This window comes from Burkholderia sola, from assembly GCF_905400185.1.
Taxonomy (GTDB): Bacteria; Pseudomonadota; Gammaproteobacteria; order Burkholderiales; family Burkholderiaceae; genus Burkholderia; species Burkholderia sola.
In genome coordinates this window covers 2,246,282-2,262,617 of the sequence record NZ_FR989675.1, presented here as the reverse complement: position 1 = coordinate 2,262,617, position 16,336 = coordinate 2,246,282, and the positions used below count along the sequence as shown (strand labels likewise).

The following is a 16,336-nucleotide window of genomic DNA, read 5'->3' as shown; positions in this document are numbered from 1 at the left end:
CCGGGGCGCGCGGTTCGCAATGGACGATTATAGCGTGACGGAATGCGGTCACGGCCTGCCGGAACGGCGGCCGGGGCGGTCGAATAAAGGGTATCGAACCAAATGAACAACGCGGTACGCGGCAGCCTGCCGACGCTGGCCATCCTGATTGGCGCGTCGGTATGGGGCCTGATCTGGTATCCGCTGCGGATCCTCGCGTCGCTCGGCGTGACGGGCACGCTGGCCAGCGCGCTGACGAGCCTCGTTGCGTTCCTGTTCGTGATCGTCGCGCGGCACCGCACGATCGCGACGCTGCGCTGGCACTGGGTGCTGCCGGGCATCGCGGTGACGGCCGGCGTGACGAATCTCGGGTTCGTCTGGGGCACGATCCACGGCGAGGTGCTGCGCGTGATGCTGCTGTTCTACCTGACGCCGGCCTGGACCGCGATCTACGCGCATTTCCTGCTGCGCGAACGGCTGACCTGGGCCGGCGCCGGGCTCGCGGCGCTGTCGATCGGCGGCGCGATGCTGATGCTGTGGTCGCCGGCGCTCGGCTTGCCGCTGCCGGCCAACCCGGCCGAATGGGCCGGCCTCGCGGCCGGGCTCAGCTTCGCGATGAGCAACGTGCTGGTGATCAAGGCGAGCCGCGAGCTGCCCGACATGCGCGCGGAGATGCGCACCGCGACGCTGTTCGGCGGCGCGGCCGTGTTCGGCGCGATCGCGTCGCTGTTCGAAGGGCTGCCGGCCGCGCCGGCGAGCGACCAGTTGGGCGTGGCCGCGCTGATCATCGCCGCGATCGGCGTGACGATGGCGTCGAACAACCTGCTCGTCCAGTACGGCCTCGCGCGCGTGCCGGCGAACCGCGCGTCGATCATCATGCTGTTCGAGATCGTGATCACCGCGCTGTCCGCGTGGGTGTTCGCGAACGAGCTGCCGAGCGCGCGCGAGTGGGCGGGCGGCGCGTGCATCGTGCTGGCGACGCTGCTGTCGAGCCGGGTCCATCGCGCCGCGCCGGCACCGGACAAACCCGGCGACGGGCGGGACGGCTCACGCGCGATGGTATGATGGAAGCCGTTTGCGGGGCCCAACGCTGGATGCGCGCGGCCCCGTTTTTGAATTCCGGGGCGTGTGGCGCGCAGGGGCTCTCCGGCCCCGCGCCGTGCGGCCCCGTCCGTTTCACACCTTCTTCACATCCGATACCGCCGTGCGTCTGAGCTCGATCAAACTCGCTGGCTTCAAATCCTTCGTCGATCCCACGCATTTCCAGGTTCCGGGCCAGCTTGTCGGCGTGGTCGGCCCGAACGGATGCGGCAAGTCCAACATCATCGATGCCGTGCGCTGGGTGCTCGGCGAGTCGCGCGCGTCCGAGCTGCGCGGCGAATCGATGCAGGACGTGATCTTCAACGGTTCGACCGCCCGCAAGCCCGGCAGCCGGGCCAGCGTCGAACTGATCTTCGACAACTCCGACGGCCGCGCGGCCGGGCAGTGGGGCCAGTACGGCGAAATCGCCGTGAAGCGCGTGCTGACGCGCGACGGCACGTCGAGCTACTACATCAACAACCTGCCGGCGCGCCGCCGCGACATCCAGGACATCTTCCTCGGCACCGGCCTCGGGCCGCGTGCGTACGCGATCATCGGGCAGGGCATGATCGCGCGGATCATCGAGGCGAAGCCGGAAGAGCTGCGCGTGTTCCTCGAGGAAGCCGCCGGCGTGTCGAAGTACAAGGAACGCCGTCGCGAAACCGAGAACCGCCTGCACGACACGCGCGAGAACCTGACGCGCGTCGAGGACATCGTCCGCGAACTCGGCGCGAACCTCGAAAAGCTCGAGGCGCAGGCGGTGGTCGCGACCAAGTACAAGGAACTCGTCGCCGACGGCGAGGAGAAGCAGCGCCTGCTGTGGCTGCTGCGCAAGAACGAGGCCGCGGGCGAGCAGCAGAAGCAGCAGCGTGCGATCGAACAGGCGCAGATCGACCTCGAGGCGCAGACGGCGAAGCTGCGCGAAGTCGAGGCGCAGCTCGAGACGCTGCGCGTCGCGCACTACTCGGCGAGCGACGCGATGCAGGGCGCGCAGGGCGCGCTCTACGAGGCGAACGCCGAGGTGAGCCGCCTCGAAGCCGAGATCAAGTTCATCGTCGAATCGCGCAATCGCGTGCAGGCGCAGATCGCCGCGCTGAACGCGCAGCGCGAGCAGTGGCGCGCGCAGGCCGAGAAGTCGCAGGACGAGCTCGAGGAAGCCGAAGAGGCGCGCGCGATGGCCGACGAGAAGGCCGCGCTCGCCGAAGACAACGCGGCCGCGAAGCACGATGCGCTGCCGGCGCTCGAAGCGAAGTGGCGCGACGCGCAGGCGCAGCTCAACGATGAGCGCGCGCGGATCGCGCAGACCGAGCAGTCGCTGAAGCTCGAAGCCGCGCACCAGCGCAACGCCGACCAGCAGCTCCAGCAGCTTCAGCAGCGCAACGAGCGCCTGAAGAGCGAAGCGGGCGGGCTCGACGCGCCGGACGAGACGCAGCTCGAAGAACTGCGCATGCAGTTGGCCGAGCAGGAAGAGATTCTCGCGGAAGCGCAGGCGCGTCTTGCCGACGCGCAGGAAACGGTGCCGCGTCTCGACGGCGAACGCCGCGCCGCGCAGGAGCGCGTGCAGGCCGAAGCCGCGCAGATCCACCAGCTCGAAGCGCGCCTCGCCGCGCTGAAACAGCTGCAGGACAACGTGCAGACCGAAGGCAAGATCCAGCCGTGGCTCGACAAGCACGAGCTCGGCGCGTTGCCGCGTCTGTGGAAGAAGCTGCACGTCGAGGCCGGCTGGGAAGCGGCGCTCGAGGCCGTGCTGCGTGAGCGCCTTGCCGCGCTCGAAGTGTCGAATCTCGACTGGGTGAAGGCATTCGCGACGGATGCGCCGCCCGCGAAGCTCGCGTTCTACGCGCCGCCCGCGGCCGGCGAACCGCCCGCTGCCGTGGCCGGGCTGAGTCCGGTGCTGTCGCTGGTGCGCATCGACGACGCGGGCATCCGCGCGGTGCTGAACGACTGGCTCGGCAACGTGTACGTCGCCGACGACGTCGCGCAGGCGCTCGCGACGCGCGCGCAACTGCCGGCGGGTGGCGCGTTCGTCGTCAAGGCCGGCCATATCGTCACGCGGGTCGGCGTGCAGCTGTACGCGGCCGATTCGGAGCAGGCCGGGATGCTGGCCCGTCAGCAGGAAATCGAAAACCTGACGCGTCAGGTGCGCGCGCAGGCGCTGCTCGCCGACGAGGCGCGCACGGCCGCCGTGCGGGCGGAAGCCGCGCACACGCAGGCCACGCAGGCGCTCGGCGACGTGCGCGCGCAGGCCGAACGCGCGACGCAGCGCGTGCATGCGCTGCAGATGGATGTGCTGAAGCTCGCGCAGGCGCACGAACGCTATACGCAGCGCAGCACGCAGATCCGCGAGGAGCTCGAGGAAATCGGCGCGCAGATCGAGGAGCAGCGTGCCTTGCGCGCGGAGTCGGAAGCGAATTTCGAGCGCTTCGACGGCGAGCTCGCGGAACTGCAGGCGCGCTTCGAGGACAACCAGCTCGCGTTCGAGTCGCTCGACGAATCGCTGACGCAGGCGCGTCAGGAAGCGCGCGACCTGGAGCGCGGCGCGAACGATGCGCGCTTCGCCGCACGCAACGCGGTGACGCGGATCGACGAGCTCAAGCGCACGATCCAGGTCGCGCACGAGCAGAGCGAGCGCGTCGCCGCGTCGCTCGAAGACGCGCGCGCCGAACTCGAGACGATCAACGAGCAGACCGCGCACACGGGCCTGCAGGACGCGCTCGAGATTCGCGCGGTGAAGGAAGAAGCGCTGCAGGCCGCGCGGATCGAGCTCGACGATCTCACCGCAAAGCTGCGTGCGTCGGACGAGCAGCGGCTCGTCGCCGAACGTTCGCTGCAGCCGCTGCGCGACCGCATCACCGAGCTGCAGCTGAAGGAGCAGGCCGCGCGCCTGTCCGTCGAGCAGTTCGCCGAGCAGCTCGCGACCGCCGAGGTCGACGAGGTCGCGCTGGCCGCGAAGCTGACGCCGGATCTCAAGCCGTCGTACCTGCAGGGCGAAGTCACGCGCCTGAACAACGCAATCAACGCGCTCGGCCCCGTGAACATGGCCGCGCTCGACGAGCTGAAGGCCGCGAGCGAGCGCAAGGTGTTCCTCGACGCGCAATCGGCCGACCTGATCGACGCGATCACGACGCTCGAGGACGCGATCCACAAGATCGACCAGGAAACCCGCACGCTGCTGCAGGGCACCTTCGACGAGGTCAATCGTCATTTCAGCGATCTGTTCCCGCGCCTGTTCGGCGGCGGCCAGGCGAAGCTGATCATGACGGGCGACGAGATTCTCGACGCCGGCGTGCAGGTGATGGCGCAGCCGCCCGGCAAGAAGAACGCGACGATTCACCTGCTGTCGGGCGGCGAGAAAGCGCTGACCGCGACCGCGCTGGTGTTCGCGATGTTCCAGCTGAACCCGGCGCCGTTCTGTCTGCTCGACGAGGTCGACGCGCCGCTGGACGACGCGAACACCGAGCGTTTCGCGAATCTGGTCCGCGCGATGTCCGACAAGACGCAGTTCCTGTTCATCTCGCACAACAAGATCGCGATGGAAATGGCGCAGCAGCTGATCGGCGTGACGATGCAGGAGCAGGGCGTGTCGCGGATCGTCGCGGTGGACATGGAAACCGCCGCGGGTTTTGCCCAGAATTGACGTTTGACGAAACCGGACCGCGTTCGCGCGGCGCATGGGCGCCCGTTCGCGGTCCCGACGAAAAAGAATTGCTGATGGAGCGTGCATGGACGAGTTGACACTCGGTTTGATCGGCGCGGGCGCCGTCGTGGTAGGCGGCGTCGTGGTCTACAACGCATGGCAGGGCGCGAAAGTGCGGCGCAGGATGCCGCGCCCGATGCCGGAGGAAGCAGCCGAGGCGATGAACCGCCCCGAGCGTGACGAAGAGTTGCCGTTCATCGAACCGGTGCGTCAGCCGGTGCGCCGCGAGCCTGCGGCACCTGTCGCGGCCGCTGCTGCTGCGACCGAAGCGGCGCGTGTCGAGCCGACGTTCGGCGGGGCCGCCGGCGGCGCGGCGCCGGCCGATACGCCGGCCGACCTGCAGGCCGAGGCGACGGGGGCCGATACGTCGTCCGAATCGAGCGAACCGGCTGTCGGCGAAGCAGCCGTGCCCGCCGCCGCGCACGAAGCGGCGGCCGAACCGGCCGGCCCAACCGAACCGGTGATGCCGGCCGCGACGACGGTCTCGTCGGCGCCGCCGGCGATCGTCGATCGCCGGATCGACTGCATCGTGCCGATCCGCCTCACCGGGCCGCTGCCGGGCGACAAGATCCTGCCGGTCGCGCAGCGGCTGCGCCGCGCGGGCAGCAAGCCAGTGCACATCGAAGGCAAGCCGGAAGGCGGCCAGTGGGAGCTGTTGCAGAACGGCGTGCGCTACGATGAGCTGCGCGCGGCCGCGCAGCTCGCGAACCGCAGCGGCGCGCTGAACGAGCTCGAATTCTCCGAGTTCGTGACGGGCGTCCAGCAGTTCGCCGACGCGATCGACGGCGCGCCGGAATTCCCCGACATGATGGAAACGGTCGCGATGGCGCGCGAGCTCGACGCGTTTGCCGCGCAGTGCGACGCGCAACTGTCGATCAACGTGATGTCGGACGGCGCGCCGTGGTCCGCGAACTACGTGCAGGCGGTCGCGTCGCAGGACGGGCTGCTGCTGTCGCGCGACGGCACGCGCTTCGTGAAGCTCGACGCGAAGCAGAATCCGGTGTTCATGCTGCAGTTCGGCGATACGAACTTCCTGCGCGACGACCTGACGTACAAGGGCGGCAACATGATCACGCTGGTGCTCGACGTGCCGGTGGCCGAAGAGGACATCCTGCCGTTCCGGCTGATGTGCGATTACGCGAAGTCGCTGTCCGAGCGGATCGGCGCACGCGTCGTCGACGATTCGCGCCGGCCGCTGCCGGAGTCGACGCTGCTCGCGATCGAGCAGCAGCTGATGAAGCTGTACGCGAAGCTCGAGGAAGCCGGCATCCCGGCCGGTTCGCCAGTCACGCGCCGCCTGTTCAGCCAGTAACGCGATCGCGCGGACGGCGCGCGTGGGTGCCGTCGTCCGTCGCCGCGGCGCACACCGCCCGGTGTGCGCTGCAGCACGTCATCGGGCCCGCATTGCGTGCCCCGCCGCGGCGTCAAACTGAGATAATCGGGCATCCGATTTTTTTCAGAACGACTCTGCCGCCAGCATGGCCCGAACCCAAGCCGAACCGCCAGCCAGCCAGCCCGACGCGCGCGCCGCATGGCTGCGCGACCAACTCGAGCGGGCGAACCACGCCTATTACGTGCTCGACCAGCCGGATCTGCCCGACGCCGAATACGACCGGCTGTTCCGTGAGCTGCAGCAGCTCGAAACCGACCATCCCGAACTCGTGACGCCCGATTCGCCGACGCAGCGCGTCGGCGGCGAAGCGGCCGACGGCTTCACGCCCGTCGTCCACGATGCGCCGATGCTGTCGCTGAACAACGGCTTCGCCGACGAGGACATCGTCGCGTTCGACAAGCGCGTCGCCGACGCGCTCGCGAAGACGACCGATCTCGCCGGCTCGGTGACGGACCCCGTCGAATACGCGTGCGAACTGAAGTTCGACGGCCTCGCGATTTCGCTGCGCTACGAGCAAGGCGTGTTCGTGCAGGCCGCGACGCGCGGCGACGGGACGACGGGCGAGGACGTGACCGAGAACGTGCGCACGATCCGCTCGATTCCGCTGAAGCTGAAGGGCAAGCACGTGCCGGCCGTGCTCGACGTGCGCGGCGAGGTGCTGATGTTCAAGCGCGATTTCGCACGCCTGAACGAACGCCAGCGCGCGGCCGAGCAGCGCGAATTCGCGAACCCGCGCAACGCGGCGGCCGGCAGCCTGCGCCAGCTCGACTCGAAGATCACCGCGCAGCGGCCGCTGTCGTTCTTCGCGTACGGGATCGGCGTGCTCGACGGGATGCCGATGCCCGACACGCACAGCGCGCTGCTCGACTGGTACGAGGCGTTCGGCCTGCCGGTGAACCGCGAGCGTGCGGTCGTGCACGGCGCCGAAGGCTTGCTCGACTTCTTCCGCAAGGTCGGCGAGAAGCGCGAGTCGCTGCCGTACGACATCGATGGCGTCGTCTACAAGGTCAACCGGCGCGACGAGCAGGAGCGGCTCGGCTTCGTGTCGCGTGCGCCGCGCTTCGCGCTCGCGCACAAGTTCCCCGCGCAGGAAGCGCTGACGAAGCTCGTCGCGATCGACGTGCAGGTCGGCCGCACCGGCGCGATCACGCCGGTCGCGCGTCTCGAGCCGGTGTTCGTCGGCGGCGCGACCGTGACCAATGCGACGCTGCACAACGAGGACGAAGTGCGCCGCAAGGACATCCGGATCGGCGACACCGTGATCGTGCGCCGCGCGGGCGACGTGATTCCGGAAGTCGTCGGCGCGCTGCTCGACCGGCGCCCGGCGGACGCGGCCGAATTCGTGATGCCGACCGAATGCCCGGTGTGCGGCTCGAAGATCGAGCGCCTGCCGGACGAGGCGATCGCGCGCTGCACGGGCGGGCTGTTCTGCCCGGCGCAGCGCAAGCAGGCGCTGTGGCATTTCGCGCAGCGCCGCGCGCTCGACATCGACGGCCTCGGCGAGAAGATCATCGACCAGCTCGTCGAGCTGAATCTCGTGCGTACGCCGGCCGACCTGTTCAATCTCGGTTTCGCGACGCTGGCCGAGCTCGACCGGTTCGCGGAGAAGTCCGCGCAGAATCTGCTCGATTCGCTCGAGAAGGCGAAGCATACGACGCTCGCGCGCTTCATCTACGGGCTCGGCATCCGTCATGTCGGCGAATCGACCGCGAAGGATCTCGCGAAGCATTTCGGCTCGCTGACGCCGATCATGGACGCGTCGATCGAGGAACTGCTCGAAGTGAACGACGTCGGGCCGATCGTCGCCGAGTCGATTCACCAGTTCTTCGCGGAAGAGCACAACCGCACGGTGATCGAGCAGTTGCGCGCGCCCGGCAAGGTCACGTGGCCGGAAGGGCCGCCCGCGCCGAAGGCGCCGCAGGGCGTGCTGGCCGGCAAGACGGTCGTGCTGACGGGCACGCTGCCGAATCTCACGCGCGATGCGGCGAAGGAGATGCTCGAAGCGGCGGGCGCCAAGGTGGCCGGTTCGGTATCGAAGAAGACGGATTACGTGGTCGCGGGCGCCGAAGCCGGCAGCAAGCTCGCGAAGGCCGAGGAACTCGGCATCCCCGTGCTGGACGAAGATGGTCTGCACCAACTCCTGGAGGGCAATACGCCATGATTCGCGAGATCCTGAAGATGGGCGATCCGCGCCTGCTCGAAATCGCCCAGCCGGTCGAGCGGTTCGATACACCCGAGCTGCACGAGATCGTCGCGGACATGTTCGAGACGATGCATCACGCGAACGGCGCGGGGCTCGCCGCGCCGCAGATCGGCATCGGGCTGCAGATCATCATCTTCGGCTTCGGCAACAACAACCGCTACCCGGATGCGCCGCCGGTGCCGGAGACCGTGCTGATCAACCCGAAGGTCGAGTACTTGCCGCCGGACATGGAAGAGGGCTGGGAAGGCTGCCTGTCGGTGCCGGGCATGCGCGGCGTCGTCAGCCGCTACGCGAAGGTGCGCTACAGCGGCTTCGACCAGTTCGGCCAGAAGATCGATCGTATCGCCGAAGGGTTCCATGCGCGCGTGGTCCAGCATGAGTACGATCACCTGATCGGCAAGCTGTATCCGATGCGGATCACCGACTTCACGCGCTTCGGTTTCACCGAGGTGCTGTTCCCGGGGCTCGACCCGGCCGACGACGATTGATCGGTCGCGCTCGCACAGAAAAGAAAAAGCCCGCTTGAAGCGGGCTTTTCCATTGCATCGCGCACTGGATGCGCTTGCGGTCAGAACGTCTCGTCGGCGGACAGGTAGCGCCATTGGCCCTGCGGCAGCGCGCCGAGCATCACGCGGCCCATCCGCACGCGCTTCAGGCCGATCACGTCGAGGCCGACCAGTTCGCACATGCGGCGGATCTGCCGCTTCTTGCCTTCGCGCAGCACGAAGCGCAACTGTTCGCCGTTCTGCCAGCTCACCAGCGCGGGCTTGAGCGGCACGCCGTCGAGCTCGAGGCCGTGGCGCAGCTTCGCGAGCGATTCCGCCGGGAAGTGCTGGTCGATGTCGATCAGTCGTTCGCCGAAGCGCACGCGCACCAGGTATTCCTTGTCGATGTCCGATTGTTCGCCGATCAGCTGCTTCGCGATCACGCCGTTCTGCGTGAGCACAAGCAGGCCGGTGGAGTCGATGTCGAGACGGCCGGCCGGTGCGAGCGCATGCAGGTGCTGCGGCGAGAACCGTACCGGCGAATGATCGCCGCTCCAGCGGTTCGCGCGCGTGATCAGCACGGCCGCCGGCTCGTAGCCGTCTTCCGCCTGACCCGACACATAGCCGACCGGCTTGTGCAGCAGGATCGTCACTTGCGCGGCCTGCGCGGCGCTCGCGCGCTCGTCGATCTCGATCTTCTGGTCGGCGCGCACCTTGGTGCCGAGCGTGTCGATGCGTTCGCCGTCGACGAGCACCCAGCCCTTTTCGATCCATTCGTCGGCTTCGCGGCGCGAGCACATCCCGAGCTCGGACATCCGCTTCGACAGGCGCATCAGGCCGGTTTCGTCGCCGTAGTCGACGTCGGCTGCCGCGCGCTTGACGGGTTGCGCGGTCTTCACCGCGCCGAACGAACGGCGCTCGCCGTCGCGCGCGGGGCGGGCCGGGCGGTCGCCGAAGCTGCGCTTCGCGCCTTCGCCGGCGGGCTTGTCGCGGTAGGACGGGCGTTTGCCTTCGTCGCCACCTGCTGCGCGACGCGGACGTGCATCGTCGTCGTTGCGGCGGGCAGGGCGATCGGATGACGTGCGGCGGTCGCTGAAGCTGCGTTTTGTGCCTTCGCCGGATGCGTTGTCACGATAGGACGGGCGCTTGTCGTCGGCGCCTGTGCGGCGCGGACGTGCATCGTCATCACGGCGCGGCGGACGATCGGACGACGGACGGCGGTCGCCGAAGCTGCGTTTTGCGCCTTCGCCGGATGCGTTGTCACGATAGGACGGGCGCTTGTCGTCGGTGCCTGCGCGACGCGGCCGCGCATCGTCATCGCTACGGCGCGGCGGCCGATCCGACGACGTGCGTCGATCGCCGAAACTGCGCTTCGCACCCTCGCCAGCTGCGTTGTCGCGATAGGACGGACGCTTGTCGTCGGCGCCTGCGCGACGCGGCCGCGCATCGTCATCGCTACGGCGCGGCGGCCGATCCGACGACGGACGGCGGTCGCCGAAACTGCGTTTCGCACCTTCGCCGGCTGCATTGTCGCGATACGGCGCGCGCGTGCCGCGTTCGGCGCCGCCGTCACGCGGCGCACGCTTGGCCGGCGCGCGATCCGCGCCCGCGCGTTCTGCGCCGGCGGCGCCGCGCGGCTTGAACGAGCGCTCGCCGCTAGCGGCGGCCGCAGGCGCCTTTTTCGGGCGGGCCGGTTTATCCCCCGCGGGCGGCGCGGCGGGGCGCACCGCCTTGCGGGCGACGAGGCTGCCGGAGCGGACAGGGGCGCGGGTCGGCGACGCCGGCTTCGGATTCTTGACGGTTAATTTGGTGCGCATAAACGCTGGGATTCATTCAGACTGCGATCGCACGCAGCAATTCGGTTTCGAGCTGGATCTGCAGGCGGTTGTCGGACAGGCCGGCACCCGCGAGCAGGAAGATGTCTTCGACGCGCTCGCCGAGCGTATTGATCCGCGCCGCGTGGACGCCGATCCGATGCTCGGCGAGTACGCGCGCGATCGAATAGAGAAGGCCCGGCCGGTCGTTGGCCGACACGGACAGGATGTAGTACTGACCGCGCTCGTCGGCCCGCAGGTCGACGCGCGGCGTGATCGGAAACGTCCGGGACAGCCTGGACAGGCGGCCCTTCGACGGCTCCGGCAGCGTGGCGGTTTCGGCGAGCCGCGTCGCGAGCTGCTGCTCGACGAGATTCGCGATGTCGCGGTAGCGCACGTCGCGTTCGGTCTGCGTGACGATGAAGTTGTCGAGCGCATAGCCGTGCCGCGTCGTGCTGACGCGCGCATCGAGCACCGACAGCCCGTTGCGGTCGAAATACGCGCAGATGCCCGCGAACAGGTCGGGGCGGTCCTTCACGTACACGAGCACCTGCAGCGCGTCGCCGATCGGCGACGGCCGCGCGCGGACGATCGCGGTTTCGGCGTTCACGTGCCGGTACAGCACGCGCGTCTGCCACGCGATGTCGGCCGCGTCGTGACGCAGGAAGAAGCCGACGTCGAGCTGATCCCACAACGCGCGGTGCGCATCCTCGGGCACGGTTTCGAGGCGCAGCAGCGCGAGCGCCTGCTCCTGCCGCGATTTCAGTTCCGAATGCGCGTCGGGGTTCGCGCCGCCGAGCACCGCGAGCGTGATGCGGTACAGATCCTCGAGCAGCTTGCCCTTCCACGTGTTCCACACCTTCGGGCTCGTGCCGCGGATATCGGCGACGGTCAGCAGGTAGAGCGCGGTCAGGTACCGTTCGTTGCCGACGACTTCGGCGAAGCGCTTGATGACTTCGGGGTCGCTCGTGTCCTGCTTCTGCGCGACCTGGCTCATCGTCAGGTGATGCTGGACGAGCCACACGATCAGCGCGGCGTCTTCGGCGTCGATCCCGTGCTCGCGGCAGAAGCGCCGCGCGTCGGCCATCCCGAGCGTCGAGTGATCGCCGCCGCGGCCCTTCGCGATGTCGTGGAACAACGCCGCGACATACAGCACCCACGGGCGCTCGAAGTTGCCGATCAGCTGGCTGCAGAACGGATACTCGTGCGCATGCTCGGCCACCGCGAAGCGGCGGAGGTTGCGCAGCACCATCAGGATGTGCTGGTCGACCGTGTACACGTGGTACAGGTCGTGCTGCATCTGGCCGACGATGCGACGGAAGTTCAGCAGGTAGCGGCCGAGCACGCTCGTCTGGTTCATCAGCCGGAACGCGTGCGTGATGCCTTCGGGCTGCTGCAGGATCCGCATGAACGTGGCGCGGTTCTGCGGATCGCGGCGCCACGCGTTGTTCATGATTTCGCGCGAGTTGTACAGCGCACGCAGCGTGCGGGCGGACAGGCCCTTCACGCCGCGCGTCGTTTCGTACAGCAGGAACGCTTCGAGGATCGCGTCGGGATGGCGTTCGAACACGCCGTCGTCGACGATCTCGAGCATCCCCTGTTTCTCGACGAAGCGATCGGCCGACAGCACCCGCGTAATGCCGCTCGTCGCGGGGAACAGCTGCGCCTCGATGTTCTGGATCAGGATCGTCGCGAGCTGCGTGACGGCCTTCGCGGCCCAGTAGTAGCGGCGCATCAGTTGCTCGCTCGCGCGCTTGGCCTGCGTCGGCTGGTAGCCGAAGCTCTCGGCGGCCTGCGTCTGCAGGTCGAACACGAGCATGTCCTGGCGGCGCCCGGCGATCACGTGCAGCCGCGCGCGCAGCGTCTTCAGGAAGCCTTCGTTGCGGCGCAGCTCGCGCGCTTCGCGGTCGGTGATGAGGCCGCGCGTGTCGAGTTCGCGCCAGCTGCTGCCGAAGCCGGCCGCGCGCGCGATCCACAGGATCGTCTGCAGGTCGCGCAGCCCGCCCGGGCTTTCCTTCACGTTCGGTTCGAGGCTGTACGGCGTGTCCTGGCACTTCGCGTGGCGCTGGCGCATCTCGAGCACCTTCGCGGTGAAGAATGCGCGGGCGTCGAGCGCTTCGTGATAGCGCACGGTGAAGCGCTCGAACAGCGCGGTGCTGCCGACGATGCGGCGCGCTTCCAGCAGCGAGGTCTGCACCGTCACGTCCTGCGACGCCTCCTCGATGCACTGCGCGACCGTGCGCACGCTGCTGCCGATCTCGAGGCCGAGATCCCAGGCCATGCCGATGAAGCGCTCGATGCGCGCATCGAGCGCCGCGTCGTGCGCATCGGGCAGCAGCACGAGGATGTCGACGTCGGAATAGGGCGCGAGCTCGCCGCGCCCGTAGCCGCCGACGGCGACGAGCGCGAGCGTCGCGGGCAGCCCGCAATCGTCCCACACGCGCTTCAACGCGTCGTCGGTGAGTTTCGACAGCGCGTGCATCAGCGACGCGACGTTCGCCGCGCGGCGAAAGCGCTCGAGCATCGCCGTCTTGGCGGCCTTGAATTCGGCGCGCCGCGACAGCGCTTCGGGCGAGGGGGCAGCGTGAGCGCTCATGGGCGACCGATCAGGTGCGGGGTGGGGCGGGCTGGCGCGACGGCGCTCAGACGGCGGCGGCCGGTTGCGCGAACACCGGGCGCGCGGGCGTGCCGGCCGATACGGTCAGCACTTCGTAGCCGGTTTCGGTGACGAGCACCGTGTGCTCCCACTGCGCGGACAGGCTGCGGTCGCGCGTCTTGACCGTCCACTGGTCGGGCATCGTGCGGATGTCGCGCTTGCCGGCGTTGATCATCGGCTCGATCGTGAAGATCATCCCGGCCTTTAGCTCGATGCCGGTGCCCGGGCGGCCGTAGTGGACGACCTGCGGATCCTCGTGGAACACCGTGCCGATGCCGTGGCCGCAGTATTCGCGCACGACGCTGTAGCCCTGCGCTTCCGCGTGCTTCTGGATCGCGTAGCCGATGTCGCCGAGGTGCGCGCCGGGCTTGACCTGGTCGATGCCGAGCCACATGCATTCGTAGGTGGTCTGCACGAGGCGCTTCGCGAGGATCGAGCCCTCGCCGACGATGAACATTCGGCTGGTGTCGCCGAAATAGCCGTTCTTGATCACGGTGATGTCGATGTTCAGCGCGTCGCCGTTCTTGATCACCTTCTCGCCGGGAATGCCGTGACAGATCACGTCGTTGACCGAAATGCAGGTGGCCTTCGGGTACGGCGGATAGCCGGGCGGCTGATAGTTCAGCGGCGCGGGGATCGTGCCTTGCTCGTTGAGCATGAACTCGTGGCAGAGGCGGTCGAGTTCGGCGGTCGTGACGCCCGCGACGACGTGCGGCGTGATGAAGTCGAGCACTTCGCTGGCGAGACGGCAGGCGACGCGCATCTGAGCGATATCGTGTTCGTTTTTGAGCGTAATAGCCATCGAGGTATGCCTGGAATGCGGTGAATTGACGGATTATCGCACCTTATGGCGGGCCTCGCAGCCCCTGCGGGCCGCGCGGATGCGGGTTTTCGAGGATTGTCCGGCCCGCTGCCGCGCGGCAAGCGAAAGTGCCGCGCGACTTGAGAGCCGACAAATCCGCGTGCTATACTCTTTGGCTAAGTCGACATCCAAATTTGCCGTCGTGCCCCGTTTTGGGGTGGCGTCGCGGAGAAAGGCTTACGGCACGGGCGTTTTGCACGTGCCGAATCGCAAGCCGGCGCAACCAGGGTGCCGTCCGTGCGGAATCCCCGTCCTTCGAGGCGGGTTCGCGCGGCGGTACGGCAGCCGGCTTAAGACCCAACCCTCGTGGAGAATTTACATGGCAGTTACGATGCGCCAAATGCTGGAAGCGGGTGTCCACTTCGGTCACCAGACGCGCTTCTGGAACCCGAAGATGGCTCCGTTCATTTTCGGTCACCGCAACAAGATTCACATCATCAACCTCGAAAAGACGCTGCCGATGTTCACGGACGCACAGAAGTACGTGCGCCAGCTGGCAGCGAACCGCGGCACGATCCTGTTCGTCGGCACGAAGCGCCAGTCGCGTGACACGATCGCCCAGGAAGCGCAACGTGCGGGCATGCCGTACGTCAACGCGCGCTGGCTCGGCGGCATGATGACCAACTTCAAGACGCTGAAGGTATCGATCAAGCGCCTGAAGGACATGGAAGCGGCTGTCGAATCGGGCGAAACCGAGAAGATGAGCAAGAAGGAAGCGCTGCTGTTCGAACGCGAAATCGCCAAGCTGCAGAAGTCGATCGGCGGCGTGAAGGACATGGGCGGCATTCCGGACGCGATCTTCGTCATCGACGTCGGCTACCACAAGATTGCCGTCACGGAAGCGAACAAGCTGGGCGTGCCGGTCATCGCCGTGGTCGATACGAACCACTCGCCGGAAGGTGTGGATTACGTGATCCCGGGTAACGACGACTCGAGCAAGGCAGTCGCGCTGTACGCCGAAGGCGTGGCCGACGCGATCCTCGAAGGCCGTGCGAACGCGGTCAACGAAGTGGTCCAGGCCGCACGCGGCGACGACGAATACGTCGAGGAAAACGCGTAACTGGCCCCGAGCCGGCGCAAAAAGGGGGCTCTCAACAGGCCCCCTTTTTTTAAGCTTGTGCGCCGGACCTGATCGCGCCGAATCGGCGCGGGTCCGGAAACGAATCTCGGCCGTTCGCGTCCAAGCGGGCGGCGTTGTGAATACAGACTCAAGGAGCGAATGATGGCGGCAATTACCGCAAGCATGGTGGCAGAACTGCGCGCGAAGACCGACGCACCGATGATGGAATGCAAGAAGGCGCTGACGGAAGCCGACGGCGATCTGGCCAAGGCTGAAGAACTGCTGCGCGTCAAACTCGGCAACAAGGCGAGCAAGGCCGCATCGCGCGTGACGGCGGAAGGCGTCGTCGCATCGTTCGTCGGCGGCAACGCAGGCGCGCTGGTCGAACTGAACTGCGAAACCGACTTCGTCGCGAAGAACGACGACTTCCTCGCGTTCTCGAAGACGGTCGCGGAACTCGTCGCGACGCAGAACCCGGCCGACGTGGCCGCGCTGTCGGCGCTGCCGCTCGAAGGCTCGACGGTCGACGCAGTGCGTCTCGCGCTGATCGGCAAGATCGGCGAGAACGTGTCGATCCGCCGTTTCGTCCGTTTCGAAACCGCGAACAAGATTGCAACCTACCTGCACGGCGCGCGTATCGGCGTGATCGTCGAGTACACGGGCGCGGAAGAGCAGGTCGGCAAGGACGTCGCGATGCACATCGCCGCGATGAAGCCGGTCGCGCTGTCGTCGGCCGACGTGCCGGCGGAACTGATCGACACGGAACGCCGCGTCGCCGAGCAGAAGGCTGCCGAATCGGGCAAGCCGGCTGAAATCGTCGCGAAGATGGTCGACGGCAGCGTCCAGAAGTACCTGAAGGAAGTGTCGCTGCTGAACCAGACGTTCGTGAAGAACGACAAGCAGACGATCGAGCAGATGCTGAAGGCGGCGAATGCGGCAGTGCAGAAGTTCGCGCTGTTCGTCGTCGGTGAAGGCATCGAGAAGCGCCAGGACGACTTCGCCGCCGAAGTGGCCGCGCAAGTCGCAGCAGCCAAGCAGCAGTAAGCAGTCAGCAGTACCCGCGGCGGGCGTCCGCTCCGCCGCGGCCGGCGGCGCCGCCGGCCGGCC

At 67.8% G+C, this 16,336-nt stretch carries 10 protein-coding genes; 7 read left to right on the top strand and 3 right to left on the bottom strand.

From position 1 onward, the window contains the following. The first annotated feature begins 102 nt into the window (after positions 1 to 102). The 5 genes from KR541_RS10345 to def all read left to right on the top strand — a co-directional run bounded on the left by KR541_RS10345 (position 103) and on the right by def (position 8,840). The gene (locus KR541_RS10345; protein ID WP_050012908.1) at positions 103 to 1,044 is read left to right on the top strand and encodes a DMT family transporter; all 942 of its coding nucleotides are present in this window, start codon (positions 103 to 105) and stop codon (positions 1,042 to 1,044) included. Between the two features lie 25 nt (positions 1,045 to 1,069). Further along, positions 1,070 to 4,696 carry a chromosome segregation protein SMC gene (gene smc / locus KR541_RS10340; protein WP_373452492.1) on the top strand — a complete coding sequence of 1,209 codons (3,627 nt, stop codon included), beginning with the start codon at positions 1,070 to 1,072 and terminating at the stop codon, positions 4,694 to 4,696. Positions 4,697 to 4,781: 85 nt separating this feature from the next. Beyond that, entirely contained in the window at positions 4,782 to 6,068 is a 1,287-nt protein-coding gene (locus KR541_RS10335) for a cell division protein ZipA C-terminal FtsZ-binding domain-containing protein (protein ID WP_050012906.1), read from the top strand. Between the two features lie 166 nt (positions 6,069 to 6,234). Beyond that, positions 6,235 to 8,310, top strand: coding sequence for an NAD-dependent DNA ligase LigA (gene ligA, locus KR541_RS10330; RefSeq protein ID WP_050012905.1), 2,076 nt, complete (start codon positions 6,235 to 6,237; stop codon positions 8,308 to 8,310). After that, positions 8,307 to 8,840, top strand: coding sequence for a peptide deformylase (gene def / locus KR541_RS10325; protein ID WP_050012904.1), 534 nt, complete (start codon positions 8,307 to 8,309; stop codon positions 8,838 to 8,840). The genes ligA and def overlap by 4 nt, the downstream gene beginning before the upstream one ends. 80 nt (positions 8,841 to 8,920) lie before the next feature. On the opposite strand, the gene KR541_RS10320 is transcribed toward def, so the two are convergent. The 3 genes from KR541_RS10320 to map are packed head-to-tail and all read right to left on the bottom strand — an operon-like array spanning position 8,921 to position 14,109. After that, the gene (locus tag KR541_RS10320; RefSeq protein ID WP_080334208.1) at positions 8,921 to 10,654 is read right to left on the bottom strand and encodes a pseudouridine synthase; all 1,734 of its coding nucleotides are present in this window, start codon (positions 10,652 to 10,654) and stop codon (positions 8,921 to 8,923) included. Positions 10,655 to 10,670: 16 nt separating this feature from the next. Beyond that, a complete protein-coding gene (locus KR541_RS10315) occupies positions 10,671 to 13,247 on the bottom strand; it encodes a [protein-PII] uridylyltransferase (protein ID WP_050012903.1) in 2,577 nt (858 codons plus the stop codon). Positions 13,248 to 13,293: 46 nt separating this feature from the next. Beyond that, the gene (gene map / locus KR541_RS10310; protein WP_050012902.1) at positions 13,294 to 14,109 is read right to left on the bottom strand and encodes a type I methionyl aminopeptidase; all 816 of its coding nucleotides are present in this window, start codon (positions 14,107 to 14,109) and stop codon (positions 13,294 to 13,296) included. A gap of 379 nt (positions 14,110 to 14,488) precedes the next feature. Here map and rpsB point away from each other — a divergent pair, with 379 nt between their 5' ends. Next, on the top strand, positions 14,489 to 15,229 hold the full coding sequence (gene rpsB, locus KR541_RS10305; protein WP_006758564.1) for a 30S ribosomal protein S2: 741 nt from the start codon (positions 14,489 to 14,491) through the stop codon (positions 15,227 to 15,229). 162 nt (positions 15,230 to 15,391) lie between these two features. Continuing rightward, positions 15,392 to 16,273: a translation elongation factor Ts gene (tsf, locus tag KR541_RS10300; protein WP_050012901.1), complete on the top strand. Its 882-nt coding sequence runs from the start codon at positions 15,392 to 15,394 to the stop codon at positions 16,271 to 16,273. Positions 16,274 to 16,336 lie beyond the last annotated feature (63 nt).